General features: G+C 47.8%; 27 protein-coding genes. 1 reads left to right on the top strand and 26 read right to left on the bottom strand.

Annotated elements, in window-relative coordinates; translation table 11 throughout:
• Positions 1 to 21 precede the first annotated feature (21 nt).
• The 9 genes from AC27IB_RS04925 to AC27IB_RS04885 all read right to left on the bottom strand — a co-directional run bounded on the left by AC27IB_RS04925 (position 22) and on the right by AC27IB_RS04885 (position 11,321).
• The gene (locus tag AC27IB_RS04925) at positions 22 to 699 is read right to left on the bottom strand and encodes an SIMPL domain-containing protein (RefSeq protein WP_487119336.1); all 678 of its coding nucleotides are present in this window, start codon (positions 697 to 699) and stop codon (positions 22 to 24) included.
• 65 nt (positions 700 to 764) lie between these two features.
• Positions 765 to 1,994 carry a nucleoside recognition domain-containing protein gene (locus AC27IB_RS04920; protein ID WP_487119334.1) on the bottom strand — a complete coding sequence of 410 codons (1,230 nt, stop codon included), beginning with the start codon at positions 1,992 to 1,994 and terminating at the stop codon, positions 765 to 767.
• A gap of 220 nt (positions 1,995 to 2,214) precedes the next feature.
• Complete coding sequence (locus AC27IB_RS04915) at positions 2,215 to 3,336, bottom strand: pyridoxal-phosphate-dependent aminotransferase family protein (protein ID WP_487119332.1); 1,122 nt, start codon at positions 3,334 to 3,336, stop codon at positions 2,215 to 2,217.
• A gap of 508 nt (positions 3,337 to 3,844) precedes the next feature.
• Positions 3,845 to 4,711, bottom strand: a complete 867-nt coding sequence (gene tesB, locus AC27IB_RS04910; RefSeq protein WP_487119330.1) for an acyl-CoA thioesterase II — start codon at positions 4,709 to 4,711, stop codon at positions 3,845 to 3,847.
• Between the two features lie 49 nt (positions 4,712 to 4,760).
• Positions 4,761 to 6,605: a protein kinase domain-containing protein gene (locus AC27IB_RS04905; RefSeq protein ID WP_487119328.1), complete on the bottom strand. Its 1,845-nt coding sequence runs from the start codon at positions 6,603 to 6,605 to the stop codon at positions 4,761 to 4,763.
• Positions 6,602 to 7,459, bottom strand: coding sequence for a 23S rRNA (adenine(2030)-N(6))-methyltransferase RlmJ (locus tag AC27IB_RS04900; protein WP_487119326.1), 858 nt, complete (start codon positions 7,457 to 7,459; stop codon positions 6,602 to 6,604). Before AC27IB_RS04900 ends, AC27IB_RS04905 begins: the two co-directional genes overlap by 4 nt.
• A gap of 118 nt (positions 7,460 to 7,577) precedes the next feature.
• Positions 7,578 to 9,146, bottom strand: a complete 1,569-nt coding sequence (locus tag AC27IB_RS04895) for a dihydrolipoyllysine-residue acetyltransferase (protein ID WP_487119324.1) — start codon at positions 9,144 to 9,146, stop codon at positions 7,578 to 7,580.
• 7 nt (positions 9,147 to 9,153) lie between these two features.
• Positions 9,154 to 10,131 (bottom strand): alpha-ketoacid dehydrogenase subunit beta, encoded by a 978-nt coding sequence (locus tag AC27IB_RS04890; RefSeq protein WP_487119322.1) that lies wholly within the window; start codon positions 10,129 to 10,131, stop codon positions 9,154 to 9,156.
• Complete coding sequence (locus AC27IB_RS04885; protein WP_487119320.1) at positions 10,131 to 11,321, bottom strand: thiamine pyrophosphate-dependent dehydrogenase E1 component subunit alpha; 1,191 nt, start codon at positions 11,319 to 11,321, stop codon at positions 10,131 to 10,133. Before AC27IB_RS04885 ends, AC27IB_RS04890 begins: the two co-directional genes overlap by 1 nt.
• Positions 11,322 to 11,641: 320 nt before the next feature.
• Here AC27IB_RS04885 and AC27IB_RS04880 point away from each other — a divergent pair, with 320 nt between their 5' ends.
• Complete coding sequence (locus AC27IB_RS04880; protein WP_487119318.1) at positions 11,642 to 16,450, top strand: S8 family serine peptidase; 4,809 nt, start codon at positions 11,642 to 11,644, stop codon at positions 16,448 to 16,450.
• Between the two features lie 90 nt (positions 16,451 to 16,540).
• Here the strand turns inward: AC27IB_RS04880 and AC27IB_RS04875 are convergent, their stop codons facing one another.
• From AC27IB_RS04875 to AC27IB_RS04795, 17 genes are all read right to left on the bottom strand, one after another.
• Positions 16,541 to 17,041, bottom strand: a complete 501-nt coding sequence (locus tag AC27IB_RS04875; RefSeq protein ID WP_487119316.1) for a hypothetical protein — start codon at positions 17,039 to 17,041, stop codon at positions 16,541 to 16,543.
• Between the two features lie 131 nt (positions 17,042 to 17,172).
• Positions 17,173 to 17,541: a DUF3703 domain-containing protein gene (locus tag AC27IB_RS04870; protein ID WP_296046831.1), complete on the bottom strand. Its 369-nt coding sequence runs from the start codon at positions 17,539 to 17,541 to the stop codon at positions 17,173 to 17,175.
• The gene (locus AC27IB_RS04865; RefSeq protein WP_487119314.1) at positions 17,534 to 17,995 is read right to left on the bottom strand and encodes a hypothetical protein; all 462 of its coding nucleotides are present in this window, start codon (positions 17,993 to 17,995) and stop codon (positions 17,534 to 17,536) included. The genes AC27IB_RS04870 and AC27IB_RS04865 overlap by 8 nt, the downstream gene beginning before the upstream one ends.
• A gap of 55 nt (positions 17,996 to 18,050) precedes the next feature.
• Positions 18,051 to 18,407 carry a DUF1428 domain-containing protein gene (locus tag AC27IB_RS04860; RefSeq protein WP_487119312.1) on the bottom strand — a complete coding sequence of 119 codons (357 nt, stop codon included), beginning with the start codon at positions 18,405 to 18,407 and terminating at the stop codon, positions 18,051 to 18,053.
• Between the two features lie 101 nt (positions 18,408 to 18,508).
• Positions 18,509 to 19,060 carry a histidine phosphatase family protein gene (locus AC27IB_RS04855; RefSeq protein ID WP_487119310.1) on the bottom strand — a complete coding sequence of 184 codons (552 nt, stop codon included), beginning with the start codon at positions 19,058 to 19,060 and terminating at the stop codon, positions 18,509 to 18,511.
• Positions 19,061 to 19,113: 53 nt separating this feature from the next.
• On the bottom strand, positions 19,114 to 19,620 hold the full coding sequence (locus tag AC27IB_RS04850; RefSeq protein WP_487119308.1) for a helix-turn-helix domain-containing protein: 507 nt from the start codon (positions 19,618 to 19,620) through the stop codon (positions 19,114 to 19,116).
• 119 nt (positions 19,621 to 19,739) lie between these two features.
• Positions 19,740 to 20,075, bottom strand: a complete 336-nt coding sequence (locus AC27IB_RS04845; protein ID WP_487119306.1) for a hypothetical protein — start codon at positions 20,073 to 20,075, stop codon at positions 19,740 to 19,742.
• A gap of 17 nt (positions 20,076 to 20,092) precedes the next feature.
• Entirely contained in the window at positions 20,093 to 20,305 is a 213-nt protein-coding gene (locus tag AC27IB_RS04840) for a hypothetical protein (protein ID WP_487119304.1), read from the bottom strand.
• A gap of 99 nt (positions 20,306 to 20,404) precedes the next feature.
• Positions 20,405 to 20,761, bottom strand: coding sequence for a hypothetical protein (locus tag AC27IB_RS04835; protein ID WP_487119302.1), 357 nt, complete (start codon positions 20,759 to 20,761; stop codon positions 20,405 to 20,407).
• A gap of 53 nt (positions 20,762 to 20,814) precedes the next feature.
• Entirely contained in the window at positions 20,815 to 21,201 is a 387-nt protein-coding gene (locus tag AC27IB_RS04830; RefSeq protein WP_487119300.1) for a tautomerase family protein, read from the bottom strand.
• A gap of 61 nt (positions 21,202 to 21,262) precedes the next feature.
• The gene (locus AC27IB_RS04825) at positions 21,263 to 21,727 is read right to left on the bottom strand and encodes a hypothetical protein (protein ID WP_487119298.1); all 465 of its coding nucleotides are present in this window, start codon (positions 21,725 to 21,727) and stop codon (positions 21,263 to 21,265) included.
• A 48-nt stretch (positions 21,728 to 21,775) separates the two neighbouring features.
• Positions 21,776 to 22,090: a hypothetical protein gene (locus AC27IB_RS04820; protein WP_487119296.1), complete on the bottom strand. Its 315-nt coding sequence runs from the start codon at positions 22,088 to 22,090 to the stop codon at positions 21,776 to 21,778.
• Positions 22,091 to 22,150: 60 nt separating this feature from the next.
• The gene (locus tag AC27IB_RS04815) at positions 22,151 to 22,639 is read right to left on the bottom strand and encodes a P-loop nucleotide/nucleoside kinase family protein (protein ID WP_487119294.1); all 489 of its coding nucleotides are present in this window, start codon (positions 22,637 to 22,639) and stop codon (positions 22,151 to 22,153) included.
• A gap of 48 nt (positions 22,640 to 22,687) precedes the next feature.
• Positions 22,688 to 23,599, bottom strand: a complete 912-nt coding sequence (locus AC27IB_RS04810) for an alpha/beta hydrolase family protein (RefSeq protein WP_487119292.1) — start codon at positions 23,597 to 23,599, stop codon at positions 22,688 to 22,690.
• A gap of 310 nt (positions 23,600 to 23,909) precedes the next feature.
• Entirely contained in the window at positions 23,910 to 24,350 is a 441-nt protein-coding gene (locus AC27IB_RS04805; protein ID WP_487119290.1) for a putative quinol monooxygenase, read from the bottom strand.
• Between the two features lie 785 nt (positions 24,351 to 25,135).
• Positions 25,136 to 25,675, bottom strand: a complete 540-nt coding sequence (locus tag AC27IB_RS04800) for a P-loop NTPase family protein (RefSeq protein WP_487119288.1) — start codon at positions 25,673 to 25,675, stop codon at positions 25,136 to 25,138.
• 295 nt (positions 25,676 to 25,970) lie between these two features.
• Positions 25,971 to 26,609 (bottom strand): LysE family translocator, encoded by a 639-nt coding sequence (locus AC27IB_RS04795; RefSeq protein WP_487119286.1) that lies wholly within the window; start codon positions 26,607 to 26,609, stop codon positions 25,971 to 25,973.
• Positions 26,610 to 26,691 lie beyond the last annotated feature (82 nt).

Below are 26,691 nucleotides of genomic sequence, written 5' to 3'. Positions count from 1 at the left end.
AATCAGTGAATCCCGGACCAATTAATTCTCGATAGCGAATGTGACATTCACCGCAGCCGAGGTTTCGGTCTGACCGGGTAAACTAAAGGCATCTTCCTGTTGCACGCGCATTCTTACTCCAACCGGCGGCTGGTTATAAGACATAGACTCACTAATCGAAATGACGCCTCCGACAGCAACACCCATTTGCTTAGCGATAAGACTGGCACGGGCTTTAGCGTCTTCCACTGCGGCAATCAGCGCCTCGCGATAAACCTTTTCGGGGTCAGAGTTAATGAACTCAAATTGATCGATACGATTAATGCCGCGCTTCATGGCCCCATCGAGGACAATATCGTAGTTTTGCAGTTGATTTGAGGTTACGCGTACCTGACGACTGAGCACAAACCCCTTATGTTCTCTGCCATTGGGAGTATGTTCATACCACGGCGACAAATTAACCGACATCGATTGAATATGCTGTTCATCGACGCCCTGAGATAACAAAAAGCTCACTACTGCATTGAGTTTTGCATTAGCCTGCTCGTTGAGTTTGCCCACTACTCCACCACGTTCTTCTATTACCATGGTTAAGGTATAGGCATCCGGTGCAGCAGCCACAATGCCCTGGCCAGACACCTGTAAGGTGCTTTGTTCGGCCTGAGTGTGAAAACTTAACGCCAGGCCTAATGCCGCAGCGGCAATCACTTTCCAATTCATAAAACCACTCCTGTTTTGTTGACCCGCGCAGTATGGCAGCCAGTTTCTTAACCTAAACTGAACTGTTAACCAAAGAACCAGTAACTTACGACAATAGCCGTAGCAATCCCGGCGACGTCGGCAGCCAGACAACACGCCACCGCATAGCGCGAATGCTTAATGCCCACCGCGCCTAAATAAACGGCCAGCACATAAAAGGTGGTTTCGGTAGAGCCCTGCATCACAGACGATAAACGCCCGGCAAAGGAATCTGCACCGTGATGTTGCATGGTTTCAATCATCAGCGCCCTGGCACCACTGCCACTGAGAGGTTTCATCAACGCAGTAGGTAACGCATCGACAAAACGCGGATCAAATCCCAGCATGCCAGCCACACTGGCAATCATTTGCACTATTATGTCCATCACGCCACTGGCCCGCAGCATACCAATCGCAACCAGCATGGCCAGCAGAAACGGAATCAGCGAGACAGCCACCTCAAAGCCTTTTTTGGCGCCATCGACAAACTGTTCGTAGGTATTATTACCTACCCGCCAGCCGGAAATCAGCACGCCTACCACAAAAGTAAACAGTAAGCTGTTGGCTACAATGGCTGACTGGCTGGCCAGTTCAGAGGCGGCCAGTTGGGCAAAATATAGAATAACCGCGGCCAGTAAGCCAAATACGCCAACCAGATACAGCAACACCACACGATTAAACAAATTAATACGCTGCACCAGGCAGGTTACAATTAAGCCCGCCAGGGTGGATGCACTGGTGGCCAGTAAAATAGGAATAAATACATCGGTAGGCTGCGCTGCGCCCTGTTCACCGCGATACAGGAAGACCGCGATGGGAAACAGGGTCACCGATGAGGTATTAAGCACCAGAAACAGGATCTGGCTGTTGGTCAGAGTATCTTTTTTCGGCGCCAGGGTTTGCATATCCTGCATGGCTTTAATACCAAACGGGGTTGCTGCGTTATCAAGCCCCAGCAGATTGGCTGACATATTCATGGTAATACTGCCCAGCGCCGGGTGGTCGCGGGGAATATCAGGCATAATGCGGCATAAAAATGGTGCCAGTACACGGGAAAACTTTCTGATTAACCCCGATTTTTCAGCCACCTCAAAAATACCGAGCCAGAAAGCCAGAACGCCTATCAGGCCAATGGCAATTTCTACGCTAAGGGTAGCCATACTGCTTACCGCATTCATTACATCCTGAAAACCACCGGGATTTTCACCCCACAGGGCCTGATATAAGGTCGCCAGAAATGCGCTGACAATAAAGATAAGCCAAATTCGATGCAGCATAGAAGAATAACCTGAATAATGAGTAAACAACGGGCGGACAGGTTAAAGGGTATAACAGGAAAGCGGACAATGGCACTGTCGATCCCACCTTCCTGGGGGTTACCTGACACGACAGTTTGAGATAGTAGCGTTAAAGGCTGGCAATTAACAATTTTTTATTTTGCCAGCCTTAATATTCAGGAATTTTTTAGTCGTACTTCAGACGTCATCTAAACCGAGGTTATTTAAGAACCGTCTTTAACGCTGCCAGACAAAAATCAACATTTTTGTCGGTGCAGGCTGCGCCCATCAGACCGATACGCCATACTTTTCCGGCAAACGCCCCTAAGCCGGCGCCAATTTCAAGATTGAAGTCGTTCAATAAACGGCTACGTACCGCGCCATCGTCGATCCCTTCAGGGATACGTACCACATTTAATTGCGGTAAACGGTAGGCTTTATCAACGGCCATTTCAATGCCGAGCTCCTCAAGTCCGGCAACCAGCTTATTATGCAAATTCGCATGGCGCTGCCAGGCATTCTCTAGTCCTTCCTCATGTAACATTACCAATGATTCATGCAAGGCATAAATGCTGTTGACCGGGGCTGTGTGATGGTAAGCACGTTTTCCGCCCTGTCCCCAATACCCCACAATCAGGTTCATGTCTAAAAACCAGCTTTGCACCGGTGTTTTACGTTGCTTTATGACATCAAGTGCTTTGTCACTGAATGATACGGGTGAAATCCCGGGCACGCAGCTTAAACATTTTTGCGAACCGGAATAAATGGCATCGATTTGCCAGTCATCAACACACAGTTCAATGCCGCCCAGAGAAGTTACTGCATCAACAATGGTCAGGCAGTCATACTGACGAGCCAGAGCACACATTTTCTCGGCATCATTACGCACCCCGGTAGAGGTTTCGGCGTGCACAAAAGCAACCACTTTAGCTTCCGGGTGCGCTTTTAACGCGTCTTCGAGTTTGTTCAGATCCGTTTGTTTGCCCCAGTCGTCTTCTACCACCACAGCTGTTGCCCCGCTACGCACTACATTTTCGCGCATGCGCATGCCAAACACACCATTGATACAAACAATAACGGTGTCACCGGGCTCAATAAGGTTAACAAACGCCGCTTCCATTCCCGCCGATCCGGGTGCGGAGACAGGCATGGTTAACGCGTTTTCAGTTTTAAAGGCATACTGTAGCAGTTCTTTGGTTTCATCCATTAAACCGATAAAATCAGGATCCAGATGACCCACAGTACTGCGAGCCATGGCATTTAGCACACGGGGGCTGACGTCGGAAGGACCCGGTCCCATCAGCGTGCGTTGCGGGGGAATATGACTGCTGTATGATTTCATTGGTGATACCTGCTCAGTAAATTAAACCTGTGGGCGTTATTCTGGCAATTCAGATACCAAACCACAATCGTAGTTTTGGTTGAATGGCTGATTATCGATATTCACCTTATGAATAGAAAAATCGCATTTTCATACCGTCAGGTATATAGGCGCCATTTAATACACATAACCTGTGGATAAATATTGTACAAACTGGTTATATTTTGTGCATTCGCTGTCAATTATGTCTGCAATGACTGGCGTAACTTGCTGGTTAGTATCTATAATTGATTAAAAATGGGACGAAACAAAAAAATTGTTTATAAATTGAGCGATTTTGAGCTATGATTACAAATCTACAAAGAAGATTTGTTCACTTCTCCCTTTGTAAAAGTTAGCGCACGGCTCAGCAATGAGCCATTCCCCTAGGCCCGGAACTTTTTAAGTTCTGGGCATTTTTTATGGGGCTATATCGATTATAGCGGTGGTATCACTGCCAGTGGTCTGAATCCTTTCTAGCGCGACGAAGTTAATCGGTGATCCGCATCAGGCCTTCCTGCATGGTTGAAGCCACCAGTTCACCCTGCTGATTAAACAACTGACCACGAACCAATCCTCTGGCACCACCGCTGGCGGGACTTTCCATAGAGTACAATAACCACTCATTCATATTGATGGGGCGATGAAACCACATGGCATGGTCAATAGTGGCAATCGCCAGGTTTCGATCGGTGATCTGCACCCCGTGAGGCTGCAAGGACGTGCTTAAAAAATGGTAATCACTGGCATAGGCTAACACCGCCTGATGCATGGCCTGCGAATCACCCAGTGCTTCATTTGCCCGCAGCCAGGTATAACGTTCAGGCTTATCATTCTTAGACGTAAATGAACGTACGGCATCCACGGTACGAATGTCTATGGGGCGATGATAGCTTAGTGCTTCACGCATTCTGCGCCCGATATTGTCATAATTACGTTCGTACATTCTGATGTCGGGTTCAACCTCTTCTGGTGCGGGTACATCAGGCATATCGGCGTACTGATGCTGCATTCCTTCTTCCGGTTGCTGAAAGGACGCCGTCATGTAGAAAATATTACGGCCATTCTGAATGGCTTTGACCCGCCGCGCCGAAAAGCTCTTGCCGTCGCGGACAACCTCAACGTCGTAGACTACCGGCTGCTTTGCGTCACCAGGTAATAAAAAGTAGCTATGGAAAGAGTGGGCAACGCGGCCTGCCGGCACGCTTTCCCAGGCCGCTTTTAATGCCTGACCTAACACCTGCCCACCAAATAAGGCACGAAAGCCCAGATCCCAGCTCTGGCCACGATAAAGTCCCTTTTCCAGGGTTTCTAATTCCAGTAAAGAGGCAACTTTAACTTCGTTTTGCTGTTCCAAGAGTAACTCCCAATAGATAAACAGATACGTTCACTGCCAAAAAGACTGACTACCGCGTTCGGGGATTGCGAGGATAAAACTTGTCGGCACATTTTGCCCGGTGCTCAAAAAAACGCGTGTCTTTGTAAGGTAACTTCATAAAACCACAGGTGCCTTCACCTGTTAGTTGTGGCAGTGAATCAATGATTTCTTTCAGTAACGCATTAAACTCATTTTCCTTCGTATGATCAAGCAAACGATAGTAACTATGAATCTTTAAGTGTTTCTCAAGCGCCTCGAAAATAATACAACCAGTGTGGTGAATGGCATTAAGCGCTTTAATGGCTTGCATGATTTTTGTTGGTAAGGCGAGGAACTCGTCCGGATCATCACCGTCTTCAAAGTACGAATGCACCCGGCTCTCAGACGTACTCAGTGACACACTGGATTTTTCATAGGGGATAACGGTAGCAGCCCCGGCCACAAATGGCGATTCGATTTGCTCACGCTCAATATGCAGGGTGTTTTTGGCATCAAACAGGCAGCATTTGAATACCCCCTGACGATGTATGGCCCGGGCCAGGGTAACCACGGTATTTACCGCATGTTTAAACGCTTGCTCCTTACTCGGATCCTGCAGGTTCAGACTCGAATCTATATACACGCCTTCAGGCTGCCAGTGGATAACCAGCCCTCCCACCACCGGATAACGGGCCAGCCGGCTTATTGCCGCTAAAAAGCCTTTTTCGGTCGCGCCCATACCATCGAGGTAGTTTTTATAATAACGCTCAAACTGCGCATCATTTAAGTAACTCAACTGACTGAGCTCGTCAGCTTGCTGTTGGCTAAGCTCATTCTGCTGGCGTAGAAACGACTTACGGGAACTGTAGACCACCGACTCGATGTTCTTTCGCTGTTTGGCTACCCATACCGGCAACAAGGATTCGTGGCGCTCGGAATTATCATTAGCGAACACCAGATTGTCGAGTAATTTCAGGTGCGACAAAAAGTAGTCACCCCCACTATGCTGTTCTGTGAGGTTGTCGCTAAGCATAAAGGTAAGAATGTCTGACAAAATTTTCGGTAATCCGAGCGACGATGGCGGGATCACCTGATGCGCAAACCGGGCCGACTGCCCGGAAGCCAGTGCATAAAGGGTACCTGCCAGCCCCTGCTCGTCGAAGCGTGGGCTTGAGCGCTCGCCATTAAGCTGCGCATCGCCAATAAAGTAGATGTCTCCCAGGCGAGCATTGGTTTGCTGGATATCTCCCGACATTAAATCCAGTACGTTGTTTTGCACCGGTTGCAGGTGTTCATCCAGTTGCGCATACACACAGGATCCCCAGTCGATAAGACTCAGGCGTTCATTGTCTTCATCCCAGACCAGGTTGGAAGGTTTAATGTCGCCATGTACGATAGGCCGGTGACCGCCGTCCAGTTCAAACTGGCGTAAATACAGCAGGATTTTACCCAGTTGCACGGCCATCTTTACAATCAGTCGCGGCCCGACAGGCCCTTCGCGTAAACTGTATTGTTCCAGATCGATGCCAGGCGCCCGCTCCATCATCAAAATGGATTGCCTGCCCCGTTGGTAGAATTCTTTCACTGCCGGAATATGCGAGTGCCTGAGCAGCCCCTGCATAAACGCTTCTTCCTCGAGGCGGTCCTGAATGCTCACGGGCAGGGTAATGCGGGTAAATTTAAAGACCAGTTCTGCACCAGCCTGATCGCGCCCGCCAAAGGCAAATCCATAGGCCCCTTTACCAATCAGGCTGATATCGGTAAAGCCCAGACTTTCCAGTTGGGCAATACACAGGTCTATCCAGTCTTTGAGTTTTTTGGCATCCGCATGCGAGAGCAGATAGACCGACTGCTCTTCAGGAATGTAGAAGTGGCGAATGCCTTTTCTGGTCATGACTCGATATGATTAAGCCATACCACGTTGTGCTGGCACTGAGTACCTAAACGGGGGCAAAGTTCAGTCAGACTGTTAGTTAAAATGGTGTCGATTTGCCAGGCCGGGTTAATAAAGCACACGCCGGAGCCGTACATCCCGGTATCAGCGTTTTTATCTTCGGCCAGCAATTCTACCTGTAGCACGTTGTGATTAAGCTCTGCCAATGTCTGGCACAGGGTTTCAGACTGGCCCTGTTTATTACCAGCCCGGGCCGATAACAGCGGATACCAAATTAGAATTTGCGCCTGAGGCCAGCGATTTAAACACCCTTTTACGGCTTCCATAACCGCCTGATATTCACTCAGCGATTCGTATGGCGGATCAATTAGCACCGCACCGCGATTAGGTTTAGGCGGCGATAAAGCAATTAGACCCTCCAGGCCGTCACGAAAATGGCTGTGAACCTGCCCCTGCCCTTTATGGCGCTTTAACACGCCTTTTAAATTAGCAAATTCACCCGGGTGCAGCTCCATCACATGCAGAGCATCGTTACTGCGCAGTAAGTCAGCGGCCAGTACCGGTGAACCAGGATACTCATTATTATTCCGGTAGAGTGCCAGCGCCGCTAAATATTCGATTAACAGCGGATCCTGCGGCGAAAACTGATCCAGCTTTACCACACCGTCTTTGTATTCTCCGGTTTTGTTGGCTTGTTCCGAGTCGAGGCTGTAACAGCCCGAACCACCATGGGTATCGATTAAATTAAACGGCTTATTCTTCTGTTTCAGGCGATTGATAACCGCCTGCCAGCACAGATGTTTAAGGATGTCGGCGTGGTTACCGGCATGGTAGCCGTGTTGGTAGCTCAGCAAAATAGTGCTCTCTCTTGAAACCTGTTTGAGGTTCTGGTGACCGTAGACACAGGTAAAACTTGCGCGATGTGCGCAAGTTTATCGCCCGGTGCACAAAGATACCAGCCTCGTTAAAGGGTTAACGCAGTTTGCTTAACATTTTGAGTGGATGGGTAAGATAGTCCAGCCACAAATTGTTAAACCGCACCATTGTTGCGCCATCAATCACCCGGTGATCGGCTGACCAGCTGACCTGCATAACAGACTGGCTGATCACGTTTTGCTGCTCGTCAAAACGCGGTAACGATTGAATTTTGCCCAACGCCACAATAGCCAGTTCAGGACAATTAATAATCGGCGTTGCCGTGGTGCCTCCCAGTACGCCCACATTGGAGATGCTGATGGTACCGCCTTTTAAATCACTGCCGCTTACTTTGCCCTGTTTGGCGTCAGCCACAATACGCTGCATGGCCTCGGCGATGTCCATCACACTGAGTGTTTGTACCTGCTTAATATTGGGTACCAGTAAGCCAGCACGACTGTCGACTGCGAAACCAATGTTGTGGTCGTCAAAGTAGGTCATGGCATTGCCATCCTCACTGAGCCGGGCGTTAAACTGCGGAAACTCCGACAGGCACAGCGATAGCGCTTTTATAAAAAATGGCATAAAGGTGAGCTTAATGTCTGCGCTGGCAAATTGCCCCTGCAACGACTGTTTAAGCTCAATCAGCGAGTCCATGACCAGTTCATCAGACACCGTAAAGTGTGGAATAGTGCTCACCGAGCGGATCATCTGTTTGGCCATGGCTTTCTGCACCGGCGTTAGGGGCACTGTTCGGCTGGTTTGCTCATTCGTACTGGTTGGCGTAACGGCTGGAGTGGGCTCACTCTGTTGACCCTGTTGCAAGGCGTTTAGTACATCCTGCTTGAGCACCCGGCCTTTTTTACCGGTGGGCTGAATGTGTTGCAGTGGCAAATTGTGCTCTTTGGCCAGTCGTCGCACGGCCGGACTGGCTGGTACCTTGCCTTTAATTACTTTGGGCGGCTCAAAGCTGCCTTCCTGAAAGCCACCGGGCACGTCCCGGGTTGGCTGCACAGACGGTACAGAGGTGTTGCTGTGAGTGTTGGCCACCTCAGCCTCCTGCGCTACCGATAAATCAAATAATGGCTCATGTACTTTGGCAATCTGCCCGACCTCGTGATAGCGCTTTACCAGTGTACCGGCATGTTTGGCAGGAATTTCCACCACGGCTTTATCGGTCATCACTTCAACAACCACCTCATCTTCGGCAACAAAATCGCCGCCGTCGATGTGCCATTTAACGATTTCACATTCAACAATGCCTTCACCAATGTCTGGCAGAATAAAGGTTTCTACGGCGCTAGCCGCCGCTTCGGATGGCTGAGACGCCATTACGGTTTGTGGTGATTGCTCGGGTGCTGGCTGCTGCGCTTCAGCGGCGTTATCGGCTCCCGCGGGCTTAAGTTCAAATAACGGCGCGTGCACTTTGGCAATATCGCCGGGCTTATAATACAGCCGGGTAATAACGCCACTGTGGATAGCCGGAATTTGCACCGTGGCTTTATCGGTCATGACTTCTGCTACCGGTTGGTCTTCTTCAACCGAATCACCTTCATTTACCAGCCATTCGAGTAATTCGCACTCAACAACGCCTTCACCAATATCAGGCAAAATAAAATCTGTCATATTTACCTCAGTAGTTCAGCATGCGTTTAAGGGCTTCATAGGTTTTGTATTCGTCTGGCATGTATTCTTTTTCATGGGCCAGCGGATACGGCGTATCAAGGCCACATACCCGGGTAATGGGCGCTTCAAGATATAAGAAACACTGTTCCTGAATATGTGCGGCAATTTCACTGCCGAATCCCGAAGTAATGGGCGCTTCATGGTTGATGAGCAAGCGTCCTGTTTTCATTACGGACTCCGCAACGGTGTGCGCATCCCAGGGCAAAATACTGCGTAAATCAATGATCTCGCAAGATACCCCGTCCTCCAGCGCCATGGCCGCCGTTTTCTGAATAGTCTCTACCTGAGCGCCCCACGCCAACAGCGTAATATCGTTACCTTCCTGAATTACCTCAGCCTTGCCCAGGCCAATGGAATAATCTTCCTCCGGCACCTCACAAACCGAAGCGCGATAAAGGCGCTTAGGCTCCATAAACAACACCGGGTTGTCATCGCGGATTGCGCCCAGCAACAGGCCTTTAGCCTGATAAGGATCGCGTGGCACCACCACTTTAAGGCCAGGAATATGACTGAAAAACGCCTCTGGTGACTGAGAATGGTAATGACCACCGGCAATGCCACCGCCGTAAGGGGTTCTTATTGTCAATGAGCCACAGGAGAACTGCCCGCCGGACCGATAACGGAATTTGGCCGTTTCATTAACGATTTGGTCAAAAGCCGGAAAGATATAGTCGCCAAACTGGATCTCAGCCACCGGTACACTGCCCTGAGCTGCCAGACCGTTGGCAAAACCAATAATGCCCTGTTCAGTAAGCGGCGTATTGAAACAACGTGCCTTACCAAACTTTTCCTGCAAATGACTGGTGGCTCTGAATACGCCACCAAAATGGCCAACGTCCTCACCAAATACCACGACCTTTTCATCGTCGGTCATGGCAGTGATCAAGGCCTGATTAATTGCCTGGAGTAAATTTAACTTTGCCATTACTTGCCTACCTCGCCCGACGTTTTAGGATATTTATCCGGGTAGCGTTTAATGTGTTCCAGTAATGCCTCCCGCTGTGCTTTGAGGTGCCAGGGCACATCGCTGTAGACGTCCTCTACGATATCGCTAATTGGATTAACCGGGACTTTCTCGGCGGTTTTGAGCGCGTCCAGAATATCGCTACGTACCGTTTTAAGGTATTGCTCGGTATCGGCTTCCTGCAGCCATCCCTTATTGAGTAACCACACCTTAAACCGCTCAAGGGGGTCTTTCAGGCGCCATTTCTCTTCTTCTTTTTTCGACCGGTAGCCGCTGGGGTCGTCTGAGGTAGAATGGGCAGCCAACCGATAGGTCATGGCTTCAATCAATACCGGTTGAGAGGCGGATAATGCCAGCTCCCGGGCTTTCTGCGTGGCACTGTATACTGCCAGCGGATCGTTGCCGTCAACCCGGATAGTCCGCACACCGTAACCAATCCCGCGTGACGCAATGCCATCCCCGGCAAATTGCTCTTCGGCTGGGGTAGAAATAGCATAGCCATTATTTCGACAGAAAAAGATCACCGGGCAGTTAAGCACTGCCGCCATATTCAGGCCGGCGTGGAAGTCGCCCTCTGAGGCTGCCCCTTCGCCAAAATAACAGATGGTGATGGCATCATTACCTGCCAGTTTCTGCCCATAAGCGTAGCCAGCTGCCTGCGGAATCTGGGTTCCGAGCGGCGATGATATGGTCATAAAATTAAGCGTTTTGTCGCCATAGTGGATAGGCATCTGACGCCCTTTATTCAGATCCAGGCGATTGGAGAACATCTGATTCATAAACTGTGCAGAGGTGTAACCACGAAACGCCAAAGCGCCCTGCTCGCGGTACTGACTCATGATCATGTCATCTGCCGAGAGCGCTGCGGCACTACCTACAACAGCGGCTTCCTCACCGGTGCTGGCCAGATAAAAACTTATACGGCCCTGACGCTGGGCGGCCACCATCCGTTCATCCAACATGCGGGTATACAACATGGTGTGGTATATCTTTATGGCCAGTTCCTGACTGATTGCGGGCTCTTTTGCTTTAGAATACACCGTGCCGTCGGCATCCAGAATGGCCAGCATCGGAATATCCAGTAACCCATTTTCTATTATCCTGACCTCGTGTGTCATCGACACGTTGCCCAGGTGATTTCTGTCGTTCATAGGGTTCCTCTAAAACGCCTTATTGTTTGAGTACACTCTAGTGCAATCGAGGCAGGAGCGTCCTGTCAAATTAACAATATGTTTACGTTTTATTAAATTAAATATCCTAAATGGATCACAAAAATTGGGATGATTATGTTAAGTGGTAAAAATGTGGTGCAATTCAGGCTGAGTTCAGACGAACTATTTAGGATAAAACGGTCCAAATTACTTACCTGTCACGTACAAACGACAACGAGCATTACATAACCCGCGCGGCTGTGTTAAAAAACAATCCCGACAGAACAAGGACATTGTTCTTTTCACTTTGGAGTATTAATGTGAAGCAATTATCATTGATCACACGTGCTGTTAGTGTCATTTTGCTGGCTAATGCCTCTTTTGCAGTCGCTCAGCAGATCACGCCAACATCAGTCAATAAGCCCATTCACCGCCTTAACCCAACAACCAATTCAATAAAAAACCAGGTTAATGGCAAACAAACTTATATTATTCAGTTGCATGAGCCTTCGGTTGCCCAATATAACGGCGGCATTCAGGGCTATTCAGCAACCAATCCTAAAAGCCGCCAACAGACTTCTCGACTCGCCACTGCCAACCATGGAAAACTTGATGCCTCAGCCAGCCATGTCACGGCATACCGTGAATATCTGCAGCAGCGGCAACAGGCTGTACTGGGCAAAATTTCTCAAATCACCGGTCAGGCAACCGCTAAACGTCAGTTACAGTTTGCCATTAACGGTATGGTGCTGGAGCTGACATCGTCACAGGCAGAGAGAGTCCGGTCACTGGCTGGTGTAAAGTCAGTAGAAGCGGACCGAAAACTAAAGCTCAGTTCAGATACCAGTCCTGAACTGACCGGCGCGACCGGCGTATGGGCCGGGGCAACACTGGCAGGCACCAGTGCGCTGGGAGAAGGCACGGTAGTTGCTATTTTTGATACTGGCATTAATACCGATCACCCATCATTTGCCGCTACCGGCGGTGATGGCTATACGCACACCAACCCGCTTGGCAGCGGTAACTATTTGGGTGATTGTGCTGGCAGCTATGCTGCGTTATGTAACGATAAGCTCATTGGTGTTTACAGCTATGCGCAAATTACCAATCAGTATGCAGACACCGATGTATTTCCGCCGGGCCTGCCGCGCAACGGCGAAGATTATAACGGTCACGGTTCACACGTAGCGGGCACCGCAGCCGGAAATATTCTGTATGACGTCCCTTCGGTGGGTCTGGCCTATGATGTGGAAGAAAGTGACGGCTACGCCGGCGAATTTGCTTTCGCTCAAATCAGCGGAATTGCGCCCCATGCCAATATCATTTCGTTCCAGGTGTGCCTGCCCGGCGAGAACGACGATGAATATAACGGCTGTTATGCCAACCTGGCGGTTACCGCTATAGATGATGCAATTGCCAGCGGTGTAGTTGATGCTATCAATTACTCAATATCCGGCGGCGATGAAGTGTGGGGCAATACGCTTAGTGAGGCCTGGTTATCGGCCAATAATGCCGGCATTTTTGTAGCCCACTCCGCGGGTAACGATGGCCCTGATGCTGCAACCAGCGATAAGCTCTCCCCCTGGCTAACACCTGTGGCTGCCACCACCCACGGCCGTACCTTGGATCTAACCAAAACTATCGGTAGTTTCACCGGTGGCTCTGGCGCGCCGTCCACGATTAGCGGAGAGAGTAATACCGGCGCAATCACCGCAGACATTGTGTATGCCGGCGATTTCCCCAACCCGAACGATCCTGGCGGCGATTCGGCCCAGTGCCTCCAACCTTATCCGACCGGCACCTTCAACGGTGAAATAGTCGTCTGTGATCGCGGAGACATTGCCCGCATCCAGAAAGCGATTAACGTGGCACAGGGTGGCGCAGGCGGATATGTGCTGGCTAATTTAGCCAACGGCGCTGAAAATTTAGTCGCCGACGAGTACGTGATCCCCGGCATTCATATTGCTGCAAGCGATGGTAACAGGCTTAAAACCTGGTTGGCGTCAGGCAGTAATCACCGCGCCACCATTACCGCTACCGCCGGTATACGCTCGGTAGACAGCACCCTTGCCGATAAAGTAGCCAGTTTTTCATCCCGCGGGCCGAATACTCAGTTCAGTACGCTGTTACCGATGATCAGCGCACCGGGTGTAGATATTTATTCAGCCTATTCAGATGAACACTATGGCCATGAAACCACCGGCCCTGCCCCGGCGGATTACGCCTATCTGGATGGTACCTCTATGGCCTCACCCCATGTGGCCGGTGCAGCACTGCTGCTGCGCGAGTTACACCCGGACTGGAGCGCCGATGCCATTCGCTCAGCACTAATGATGACGGCTGAAACCGATATTGGCATTAGTGGCAGTGCCGACCAGGCTAACTGGTTGGATATGGGGGCCGGACGCATTCAGATAGATGCGGCGGCTAATGCTGGTCTGATAATGGAAGAAACCCAGGCCAATTATGAAGCGGCAAATCCAGCCAGCGGCGGTGAGCCGAAAACACTGAACATTCCGGCTCTGGTGGATAACAACTGTCTCATTGAATGTACCTGGCAACGCACATTCACCGCCACCCGCAACGGCACCTGGACTTTCAGTCTGGACGATATGGACAGCGGTTTAGCACTGGACGCACAACCCGCCAGCATGACGTTATCGGCTGGTCAGTCTCAAACAGTGACCTTCACGCTGAGTACCTGGAACGTAGCAGACAATGACTGGGTATTTGGCGATGTGTTAATCAGCGGCAATGACAACAACCCGCAACACATGCCTATTGCGGTAGTGGCTTCCAACGGCAATTTCCCGAATTTTGTAGAGCGAACCAGTTATCGTAATGCCGATTCTGCGGTACTTGAAGACTTGCTGGCTATCGAAATTACCAATTTCACCTATGAAGTAACGGGTCTTACTCTGGGCACTAAAGTGTCGGGCAATTTAGCACAAGACAGTGACCCCAGTGATTTTTACGATAACCCGAACGATGGCGTGTATAGCCTCGACGTGGTTATCGAAGAAGGCACGCCGCGCCTGGTGGCTCAAACCACCGCTTCGACTGCGCCGGATCTGGATTTATATATAGCCTATGACAATGACAACGACGGTATTTTTGATGAGGACGAGCTCCTCGCTCTAAGCGCCGGCTATAGCTGGAATGAGTATATCAGTATTGAATCACCGCCAGCCGGAAGCTACAGGATATACGTTCACAACTTTACCGGCAGCACCCAGCAACAGGACAGCTTTACGCTGGACTATGCCGTGGTAGGCAGCAGTAATGACGGTTCGCTGAGTATCGACGCTCCCCCATCGGTTGCTTTGCGTGAATCCTTTGACATGCGCTTGCTATGGTCGCTGGACAGCAGTATTCCCGGCGATCGCTACTATGCCAGCGTGGCATTGGGCAGCAGTGCGCAAACGCCGGACAATCTGGGCATTATCCCGGTGGATATTATTCGAGGTGAAAACGACGTACAGCTGGCAGTGAATGGCAGCGATCGCGTGTCGCCGGGCGAGACAGTAGATTACACTGTTGATGTACTGGCCAACACCAGTGCTGAAGATCGCAACTATGAAATTGACGTGACCATTCCCGATGGCGCCAGCGTCGTAGCAGGCAGCGTTACCGACGGTGGTGTGGTAAACGGCGATATTATCAGCTGGTCAATTACGCAAAACATAACAGCCAGTGCATCCGGCTATACCGTAACAACTCCACAAAGGGACGGCCAGTGCCGGGTTGATACTCATAGTAATAATGGTTACATCGACCTAACCGCATTGGGTTATCAGCCACTGCAAAGCAGTGATGGTGAGTTACTGGCCGCCTTCCCCGTTTCGGTTAACGTATTGGGCGAACATTGGAACGGTATTTCAGTCTCTTCCAAAGGCTTTGTTACACCGGCATCTGCTACGGTAAACACCTTCCCGGCCATCAACCGGATGCTGGCTGATGGAACATACCGTGGTGCAATACTGGCGCCCCTGTGGCGTAACTGGACACTGAATAATGCAGCGGGTTCGGGTATTACGGTTGCCACTATTCATAACGGTTCAGCCACAGTGATAGAGTGGAAGGGATTACAATCTGCTGGCTATTCGGCTGATATGCAGGTGATCCTCAACCACGATTCTCAACCCGGCGAACCGGCTGTGATTTATGCTTATCAAAATGTGCGCAGTGGCAGCGAGTCTCTGGCCGGCACTGTAGGCTGGCAAAACAGTAATGGTAAACGGGGCGCGACCCTGGCATTTAATTCCGCTAACACCAATAATCCTGGCGGTGATGTAGAATCGCTGATCCAATCGGGTACGGTGCTGTGCCTGACGCCACAGGTATCGACCACGGCCACCGGCCCGGCCGCACTTGATTTCAGTTTGCAGATAGACGCTGACGCTCAACTTACTGGTTCATTGCCGGTATCAGTGACTTCGCAGGTACCGAATATTCCGGGTACTCAGGAAGAGATAGGTGAAGTGAACACTGAAGTGCAAATGCATGCGGCCCCGGAACTGCTGATTGCTGGCAGTGAACAGGCCAGTATTAGTCTTACGGAATTGCAAGCCTCTGTATTACCGCTTACGGTTTCCGATGCCAATGGTGACAACGTGAACCTGAGTGTTGAGCAGCTAAGTGGCCCCGCCGCATCGATTAACGTGGCAGGTGAGGTGATCACCATTACTCCCGCATCGGTAAGCGCTGGAACAGCGCTTCGCTTAAGGGTAACCGCTACTGATGAATATGGCTTTACCGATACCGCTACGGTAGACATTACGGTAACGCCGAATCAACCGCCGGTGCTGACCATCTCTGCGCCATCGAGCGTACAGGAAGGCGCAACCATTACCATCAGAGCCAGTGCAACAGACCCTGAAGATGACGACATCATCTTTACCATTAATGGTGTACAGGGTTCGACGTTCAGTTCCACCGCACCGGACACCAACGAGACCACTACTGTAAGTTTCACAGTTACCGCTACCGACGGTCAGAATACGGTGTCGGAAACAGTGACCGTTACCGTCAATAACCGCCCCAGTGGCGGTGGTGGCAGCCTGTCACTGGCTTGGCTTGGCGGTTTGCTGATAGCGTTATTCAGCCGACGCAAAAAACGGCTTGGTTAACCTCTTAAGCCTTTAATGAAAAGGGAGCAGTTTATACCGCTCCCTTTTTTGTTGAGGACATTTTGTGCATGCCAGATGCCACAGACAGGCTTATACCGCCTGAGTGACGATTTCAATTAGTCGTTTTTTTTGCTTACAGGCTTCATACCAGAAACCACCGGATACCATGGCCACTCCCAAAAACATCATGGCAAATGGAATTAACATAGGTAAGGAAAAGCGGTGCAGGTTGGATAATGAAAATAAGCAGGCTATGCCGGTAAAGCTAAACCAGATCACCATACCTACGGTAACCAGTAAATGCAGTCGCATGGTTACCTCAATATGACAACCGTTGGCAACAGGTTTAATTTTGCCCTCAATAACCGGTAAGAAAGAGTTCCGATAAGCCACGTTGCGCATGAGCTCAAAATCATACTGACCTACCCGCCCCTTAAACTCAAAATCACGGTTAAAGCCCAAGGTGCGTTTTTTAGCCGTGTGTTCTTGTAGTCTTTGCGTGATCTCTGCTGCAGAAAACCGACTATCCAGTGTAAAATTATCGCGAGGAATGAGTTTTATTGTTTCGGGTAGTAAAGCCTTTATTGCCATTTCTGATCATTACTCCAACCATGAACGCCCCGCTAATACGGGCCAAAGGATACTTCTGGCCGGGTGCTGGCCTCGTTATGACCCGGCACAAAGAACAATCTTTCTTTATCACTTCGGTTAGTGGCTAACGCTTACTGAACGCCCTGTGCTTTTTCTATTGCAGTCTGGTGTTCAGGAGTTAAAGGTAAGCGCTTAAAGGGACTAATATCCGCCCCTCCCGTGTTACCAACCGGAACCAGGCCAATAGCCGTTTTTGTGGCGGCCCCCACTATTCGCACAAGCTGCCCCAGGCATTCGCCAACATCCTTATGACGCAGCGCCCAGCGTAACATGAGCCAATGGACCCGAACATGCCACCAGGTAGATGACTGTCCCAATACGTGGGCATTCTCAAGATGCTTAAAAGCTGTCTTAAAGCGCCCTGCCGCTTCATTAGATTCAGATAATGCCAATTCAGACTGTACGCTGCTGGTGATATTTCGGGTAAACCTGCTAAGCATAATTTTTATTAACCGCCCTTTCGATAAGATAAAACTGAAACCAGACCATAACCGGCATGGCACTAAAGCTGTATATCAGCCAGATATAAGCCGCTGACTGTTGTTCTGCCAACAGTATTGAAATTATCCCATAGGCCAGCCAGTAAACAATCTGTACTCTAATACTTACCGGCAATGATAACACCACAATGGTATCTAAAACGCTGGCTTTCTTATAACCAGAACATGCCCGGTAGACTCTCAGCGCGCCATGATGAAACACTACCAGTGTGACCATAAAGGAAGCGAAAGTGACTATATTCAGATAATACGAATACCCCAGAAAAAACATCGGTAATACCGTCGAAGCTATCTGCAGATAAAAGCAGGCAACATAATACTGGACTTTCTGCTTCTGACTCAGGGCTTCACAGGCCAGGTCGGTAGCCAGTTGGTTAGTGTTCCAAATATTCATAGGTCCTAAATTCCGTTTTTACCCATTGACCGGGGGGTTACACATTGACACGGTTTTACGCGTGAATGATAGTTGAAAACCCACCGTAGATTAGACGTTTACCGTCAAATGGCATAGGGTTATCCGGATCGGGCTTCATTCTGGGATCCTCCATAAGCGCCTTCCAGCCTTCATCCCGGGCTTCTTTGGATGGCCATACTGCCCACGAAAACACCACGACTTCGCCTTCTTTACATTGCACGGCTTTATAAAATGAAGTGACTTCGCCTTCAGGAACATCATCGCCCCAGTTCTCATAAATCTCGATAGCCCCATGCTCCTTAAAGACGCACGAGGCCCTCTGCGCTTGTTCAATATACTTGTCTTTATCAGCTGCTGACACCGGGATTACATAGCCATCGACATAGGTCATGGTGGTTTCCTCTGTTGTTTTAATTTATCAATTACCCCCTGGCAGGGCCCGGTAACGCACCGGTTAAACTCAGGCTACCACAGACGAAAGACCAAATACTGTTATTCATCTTTAAAGTCCGAAATACCCCAGTAGTTATTGGATTTCCGGGTTTGAATAAGCCCCCATTGGCGAAGATACTTTCTTATATGGAGGATTAAATAACCATGTGAAAATACAATTATTTTATCGTGTTGCTGAGCAAGACTGAGAATCTCACTCGCCGCTTGCCATGCACGCCGCCGGGCGTTCAGGTACGACTCGAAGTGCCCCTTTTTACCCAGCATCCATAACCCCCGGTTCAGATAAACCCAGCTCCATGCCCTTATGGTAAAAGGCAGCTTATAGCGGGGAATGTCCATCTCTCGAAATAGTTTTGACTGATAGTGAGGCTGACACCCCGAAAAAATTAAGCAACTATGCACGGCACGTGGCAGATCGCTTGAAACCCGATAATAATTTTTATAATTAGCCTGGCTCAGATGACATGGCAGGCTATGATCTGCAACCAAAGAGTGATTGTAGTTTTTTACCCAATTCGCAAACCCGGCGGCATTGAGTAATGTATTGACGGCCTTTTGTGGACGACCATGACGTACTAAAATAATCTCCATTGCCTGCTGATACTTCCTTATCAGTTTGTGACGGCCTGAAGTAGCGCTATTAATTAATGCTCGTTATCCAGGCGACGTTGCTCACTTTGTTGCTCAACTAATTTCGAGACTTTGGCTTTTTCCCAATTTTCACCAAAGGGCTCAAATACATAAATTGCAAAGCCAGCGATCAGCATACCAAACGATATGAAGACCACAATTAACGGGCCGGTATTCTCGCCATCGTTATAATTAGGCAGCATAAACGCTACAAATACCGTAATTAAAAAAGCCGAAAAGGCATAAAAATATTTGATCGCTTTTACTTTTGCCTTTGCCTGTTCATGTATTCTTTTACTGTTTTCAGAGCTTAAACCGCCTTCACTTTGAGACGGGTTATCACGCTCAATCGCGGCTTTGAGCTCATCCACAGAAATTTCAAACACGGATGCCAGCGATTTGAGCGTTTCCAAACCAGCGCCCTCGCCCTTTTCAACCCGTTGGATTGTGCGCACGTTTAAATGGCTTAATTGCGCCAGTTGCTCCTGCGACCAATGCCGGGTAAGTCTTAATGATTTCACTGTTATTCTCTTTTTTGTTGTGAATGCCTTAACACTATACACCACCGGGGCTCCGAGGGTAACGACAACCAACCGACAGTTACCCGACAGTGAATAAATACCGCTCGGCCAGATAACCTTTATGACTTGCGAACGGAGGGATCTTTTTCATGTAACACCGTTAAAAACAAACCACCCCGAGCCCGATTTAGCAAGGCAAAGAACGGGTATCCTAATGTTGCAAATAGTATAAAAAGAAGCGGCATAGCCAACAAGGCAATGAAAAACACCCCAGGCGCTGGCGCTTCAATGCCTAACAATAAGAACAATAAATAAAAACAGCTAAAAAATAGATCGAGAGATATCGCAAACACCGCGAATATTTTCACAATTGAGGGAAAGCTTAATCGCACCCGGTTATGTTGTACCCGAATATGTTGTTTCAACTGATGGCCACTCACAACGCCTGTTTTCACTCCCTGTTTAGCTGCGACTATACTGTCGGTTTTGTTTTATTTAACGCGCTAAATATCTTATCGATGATCAGGTAAACAATCACTAAAACCATGAGCTTTGTGGCATAGTGAAACAGGTCGGGTAAAGTGGAAATAGTAAAGATGGAGATATCAAAAAAAGCGACCCCCATCATCCCGGCGAGGTTTTCAATAATCACCATGACGATCAGGAAAGTAACAAATACTTTCATGCCAAATAATCCTTTTCAACCCGATTGAGTCGTATAACTAAACACGGTTTTAACGGTTATAACACTGCCCTACAGTATTGATTACCAATTACCGTTTGATTAGCTCAACGAAACTGACTCGAAAATACTTATATAGGTTAACAGCGACAGCGCCAGTATAAGCGACGACAGCAAAGAAACCCCAATCGGAATAACGATTAACTGCCAGAGCTTTAAAACTAGAAATTTTCTTAGCACAAAGCTGAATACAACTATCGATAACACTGCACCGGCAGGCTCAACCAGACCTGAAATCTGAATCACTATCCCCGACATTATCTGAATCGTCAGAAAAGCCAGAGTAAGCACCAGGCTGCGTTTATTGAGCTGTTCAGTTACTTTCAGTAATCTCAGGGTAATCCGGAAACCTATAAAATCGCCGGCAAAACTAGCGACTAAAAACAATAGTACAAACACACCAATCCTCTATTTTGAAGCCAACACCACAGTGCATACACCGCCTGCGAATCTTAAATATCTACCTTGTATTGCAAATCAATGGCTTCATCACCCGTCATACCACGAAACCCCCACTGATACTTTTCCTGTTCCTTGATGGTAATTTCAATATCGACAGGCGAAATACCCAGTGTGGATGAAATGGTCGTGAATAACGCTTTAATCAACGCTTTTTGTGTTGCCGGTGTTCTGCCACTCATCATATTAATTTCGATGACGGTGTACGCCTCGGTTCTGCCCTCCGGATAGAAAAAATCACTTTCTGTTAATGGCACGAAGCGGTGGGCCCGCTTACCTTCAGGCATGCCTAACACCGATTGCATACAGCCGTGGATAGCATTAGACAATTCACGCTTTATCGGGTTGAGATGTTTGTTAATTCCGTAAATGACTACCATTTTTTGTCCTTAATTAAATCTTTCCTTAGTTAAAATTGGCCATCCTGGCGTGGCCGTATGGCTAGCGGTCAATATGATCCACCCTGGCTGCTTTACCCAGAAATATCAAACACTGTAAAAACCAATACAAGCTAGCGAGTATTAAAATCAGGCCGCCAAAGAAATTAAAAACAAACAGGCAAACCAATAATCCCGTTACCACATAACCATGGGTAATATATCGAAACTGCCTGAACGTCTTAAAGCACGCCTGAGTCTCCCTATGCATAAACACCAGCGCATAAAATGTCACAGAGAAGATAGCCGCGCATAAATACTGATTACCAAACGCATTGTAACTCCAGATGATGGCTAACAATGGCATTAAGCTGATCCCCAGAAAACTTCTTAACTGAGGCAATGCGGCCTTTAAACCACTCGCAAAATGCGCATTCTGTGATTTTTCAGACGCAGTCCATTTAGCCAGACAAAAAGGTAAATACAAAAAAAAAGCGATAATGCCCAACGGAATAAGTACAATTTCCACGGTTATTTTCTAACCCGTAAGCGCTTGTTCAGAAGTAAATCCATCTGTTTACTGCTTTTCATTCCTGATCATATCGTTTGCCACTTCTAACATAATAAGTACCTCGCACGGAGAATATTGTTCGAGTAAAGATACCGAACGATAGTTTACCCATTCAGAGATCGGATCAAATTCATTTTTCTTTTTGAACGTCAGTTCTTTTAACTGCACCAGGCATACGCCCTGCATTTTTGCGCTTTCTACCACATTAGCCTTAAGCGCAATCTTTTCATACTCTTTCGCCACCATGTCATATCTGCTGGTTGCTGATAAAGACGAAAAGGAAATGAATGTAATCGCTAACGCGCACAGAATTCTATTCATTGTTCTAAACCTTAAAATAGATAACGTCATGGGTTACAAAACTGCCAACGTATAGTCGTATCATGTCACGCGCACTATATTGAGATTCTCGCTGGCAGCAGGCGCTTCAAAATACCGGGTAACCTGATGAAATACTGCTTCTGTATCAAATTTAGCTCTTTGCGGCTGTTCAACGCGACGTTGAGCAATTTGTGCTAAACACTGTTCATCAGAAACGTCTAAATACCAGAGCTCATGCTCACTGTGTGTTTCAGTACACAACGATGTAAACCAGGCTCTTTGTTTTATAGTGTTGGCAGGAAAATCCATCACAACGTTACCGCCTATGTTAAGTAAACCCTGTACATGGCTTTTAACAAACGGCCGGATAAGCGCTGAGTATTTGATGTAATCGTCAAAGGTTTGAATCAGCTCAGGGTAATGTGCTGTGAGCCAATCATCTTCTGAAATCACCACCGCGTTATTTGCTTTCGCAACAAGTCTGGAACGGGTGGATTTACCCGCGCCCATCTTGCCGCAGAAAAAGAACAGCTTTCCCGGACTACTCATGTTTTCTCCATTAATGGCCAGCCGCTGAGCGCATCGTCAACACCTTAATCAAAGGAGCTTTGCCGCCGCCTCAGACATACGTTTATACTCATGGCCGACATCAGGTACAAGCTGTATCTGCCAGTTAAAATAAAGGCCCTGCCTCGCGGCTACCTGTTGCGAGGAATGGAAAAAATTTGTTCCTCGTTCTAACCGGTTGGTGCCCTGCTCCATGGCATTGCCGGTTTGGTCGAGTCGCCCTTGTTGGGCATTGTTGTCCAACTCACCAAGGAGCACCACCAGATGCTTTGCAAATGAACCTTGCAGATCTTTGTGCACTGTAGCCAGCCCATAAGGGTAAGGCATCATGTCATCCATAAACGAATACGTGCCGGCGTTGGCTGCGATGGCTGTTTTAATCCGGGATTGCGGCTTCATAGCCACCATACGCTGAACAAACTGGCCGCCGGCCGAATGCCCGAAGATATGGTAACCATCAAGGGAAAGCCTATTTACGTTATTCACATGGTCAAAAACATTTTCCACCACGGTAAAAGCCCACTCACTTTCAGGGTTTTCCCACCCAAAATAGCTCTCTAAATTGCCTTCCTGATAGTCATTAGTAATGACCCTATAGAACTTACTGGCAAATTCGGGGGCAACCAGCATCATTCCTTTTTGCTCGGCAAGCTCTGTCCATGCATCGAGATAATCCTCCGCATTTCTGCCCATGCCATGCATAACAAACAGTACCGGATTTTGAGGCGTCCACTTTGCTGGTTTGTATGTCCAGACTCTGATAGTTTTGCGATCGGTATGTTTATAAGCGTTAATGACGAAGCTGTCTTTACCTGCGGGAATAGGTTTTGCTGGTGTTATTTCTGGTCCGGTAGGCAGTACGTACAGATACAGGTAGCCAGCGGCCACAACTACAATGGCGATGAGAAGGACAGACGATAACAGCCATTTGAAGACTCTCACTTAAAACTCCTTTTAAAATATGCTCTCCTGAGCGGCAATGAAAATGGCCTGACATTATCACGCCATGAGGCGCGATAGGATTTTTAAGACTCTCAAGAGCCAGGCCACACGCAGGACTTTCAGACACTGTTGTTAAAAAGACAGGCTGAGTAACGTGATTATTTCAGCAGACTATATCAACTTTTAATTCTGCTTTGTGAAGACCACAAAAATTCTTACAAAATGTTGTTATGTATGGGTTTATCGAACTTGTCTGGAAGATAGTGACGATGCTTTGGAACGGTTGCCAGGAAAGTGAAGAAACGACAGTTTATTTAAAAATTTGATAATGACGTTCTACATTCACGGTAACCTTGCCCCAGTCGGAATCTCTTACTCTGTGCTGATGTTGCTCAAAAGCGCTTTGACTCGTGAACTCTTCATACACATCAAAACGAAGCGGATCGCATTCATTTTCGACAACATTAAAGGTAATGCAGCCAGGCTCTTCAAGCGTCAGCTGTTTATGCTTTACCAACGCCTGCTTTACCGCTTCAAGATCTGACGCAGGCACTAAAATAAACCCCTTTAATGTAACTTTTGACATAAACTCCCTGTGAAGCAAACGTTGAAATGAGCTTAACTTCCGGTATGAATGAGCCGAAGCATCGCTCGGACCGTTGCATTTTTTAGTTATATTGCGAGATAGTAATTCTGCTAAAACGGATCGGTATTTTTCGGCACATCCAGCAAGGTATTGGCGCTGCCACAAACTGAACATCTCTGTCTGATGGTTAACCTGTAGTTAAGCAAATAACTGCAAGCATGCAGAAACTTTCCCAGAGATTTTATTAAGAACACGATAAAAAGCGCGAACTCAACGCCAAACTCTAACAAAAACCTGAATTGGCCAAACTGAAAAAAGGCCATGAAAATTGAATAAAAGAGACTCCCCACAACTATGCTAATTGCGGCAATGGCAAACAAGTAAAACGCTAGCAGTATTGTAAGCCCAAACATGTCTAACACACTGACCGAACCCGAAAATTTCCAGTTTTTATATTTACTACAGCATTTTAATTTCATCGTTAAACCAGCATTATCCTATCAGCTGTGTCCTGAGGGCCTGCTTATGCAGCGCTTCGATTTTCACCTGATTTAGCTAACAAGTAAACACATAGCAAAAGCGGCAAGTTATTAGCGATACCTTGTGATATATAAAAATCATAATCGTTGCCTGTCATTTCATACTTCAGGAAACCAGACACTAAAAACACCAAATACGGAACCGCTATTAAATAAAAATTGATAGTTTTTATGGATATTTTTAAGAACCATGCCTACACGCCAAAGCAGTTTGCCATGGACATGCCGATTGTAGTTAAAGTGACGAGAAATAAGGCAAAGGTGGGAGACAACAGAGACATGGGCCGGAGAACTGACGCCGGAACATAAATAGCTGCAGGTTTATCAGGTCCATTAAGCGTGTTACTCCTTCTCATGTCACACTATCCGAAGGGTTATAATCAGCGGACTGAATCGAATGACAACCGCATTTTATTTAGTGCCTGAGGCATTAGCTAAGAACAATTCTGCTTGTTTGGGGGATTTAATATGCACAAATTTAACCTTGTCTCTCAGCTCACTAGCAAAAAGCTTTGTGTATTTCTGTTTGGTTTTCCAGTAATTTTGCAGCATCCAAAGGATGACTGAATCGGATGACAAAAAGTTGCGTCTGAAAGATTCTGTATTGCCCGTCCCTGCCCAGAGTTCTTGCTTAGACCAGGAACGTTTGAATGAACGAAACAGAATTTGTTTAAACGTATGAAAGAAGGGGTAATCCAACCAAATAATGGTGTCGACATACTGCCATTTTAATGCGTTTGTTTTAGATTGATTGCCATCTAATACCCACGCATCCTGATCTAAAAGAGGTTGCAGCTGACTAAGAAAATCATCTGTTTCTGAGTGTTCCCAGTCAGGGAGCCAAAAAACCGCATCCATTTCGATACAGGGGACGCCTAATTTCCGGGCAAGGCGGCGACTAAAATGAGATTTACCGCTGCCACTCGTTCCGATCACATTGATTCTTTTCATGTTAAAAGCCGGACAACCGGCGAAAGCTTAATTTACAGGTTTGAAAAGGGTAAGAATTGGTCGGATCACATTCTCTTTGACTGTTAACTAACACCAGCAAGCCATTCCATAACGTTAAATAAAAAAACCTTTCATTTTGCTCGCCCTTAGAAGCTGCACCCAATATTTCAACCCGTTTTAGTATCATGTTAAGACCAAAACAACCTTCTCTCTGTAATAACATGACCATTACAAACGATGCATTAAAGCCTGCGAGCTTTTCCCGGCAGCGACCGAAGCGAGTAACCTTCCTGCTTTAGCTGTTTTTCATTAATGCCAACTTAGCTCCAAAGCCAATAAAGACTACACCGGTAATAGAATTTAACCATGCTTTAAACTTTGGATTATTTGCCGCACTTTTCAGCCGTGACAATGCCAACACCATGAAAGAAAACCAAATGAGATTAACTACTGAGTGCGCAGTGACCAGCGCGTATGCACTCAATGCACTCCCTTCCAGTGAAATAAATTGAGGAAAGGCAGCAAGATAGAACATAGAGACCTTAGGATTAAGCACATTTGTTACAAAACCTTCAAGGAATGCGCTACGAACAGAAACCTTACTCACTTTTGCTACCGGTTCTTTGCTTGATGGGACTACTGTCTGGTTAAAAACACTGCTTAATGCTTTTATGCCTATCCAGATCAGGTAAGCAGCACCGAGCATTTTAAAGATAGTGAAAGCCATTGCTGACTGCACCAGGAGAATGGAGATGCCAAATATAGAGAGTGAGCCATGCACGTAAAATGCGGCTACAAAACCGCCGACGTTTGCAAAACCGGCCTTTTGCCCCGAAACCGGGACGGTTTTTGCTATCAGAAAGCCATTTGGACCCGGTGATATAACCAGTAGTGTGGCAACCGAGATGAACGTAATGAGGTTGTTTAAGTCCATATTTTCTCCAACTAAGTAATCAAAGTGTGCCAGTCGCTAACAACTGGCTTTGGTGCACGGTCACAAGGACATTAATTCGCTC

The organism is Alteromonas sp. 4NH20-0104, from assembly GCF_057547795.1.
The sequence above is the reverse complement of the archived record's forward strand: the minus strand, read 5'-3'. Positions and strand labels throughout refer to the sequence as shown.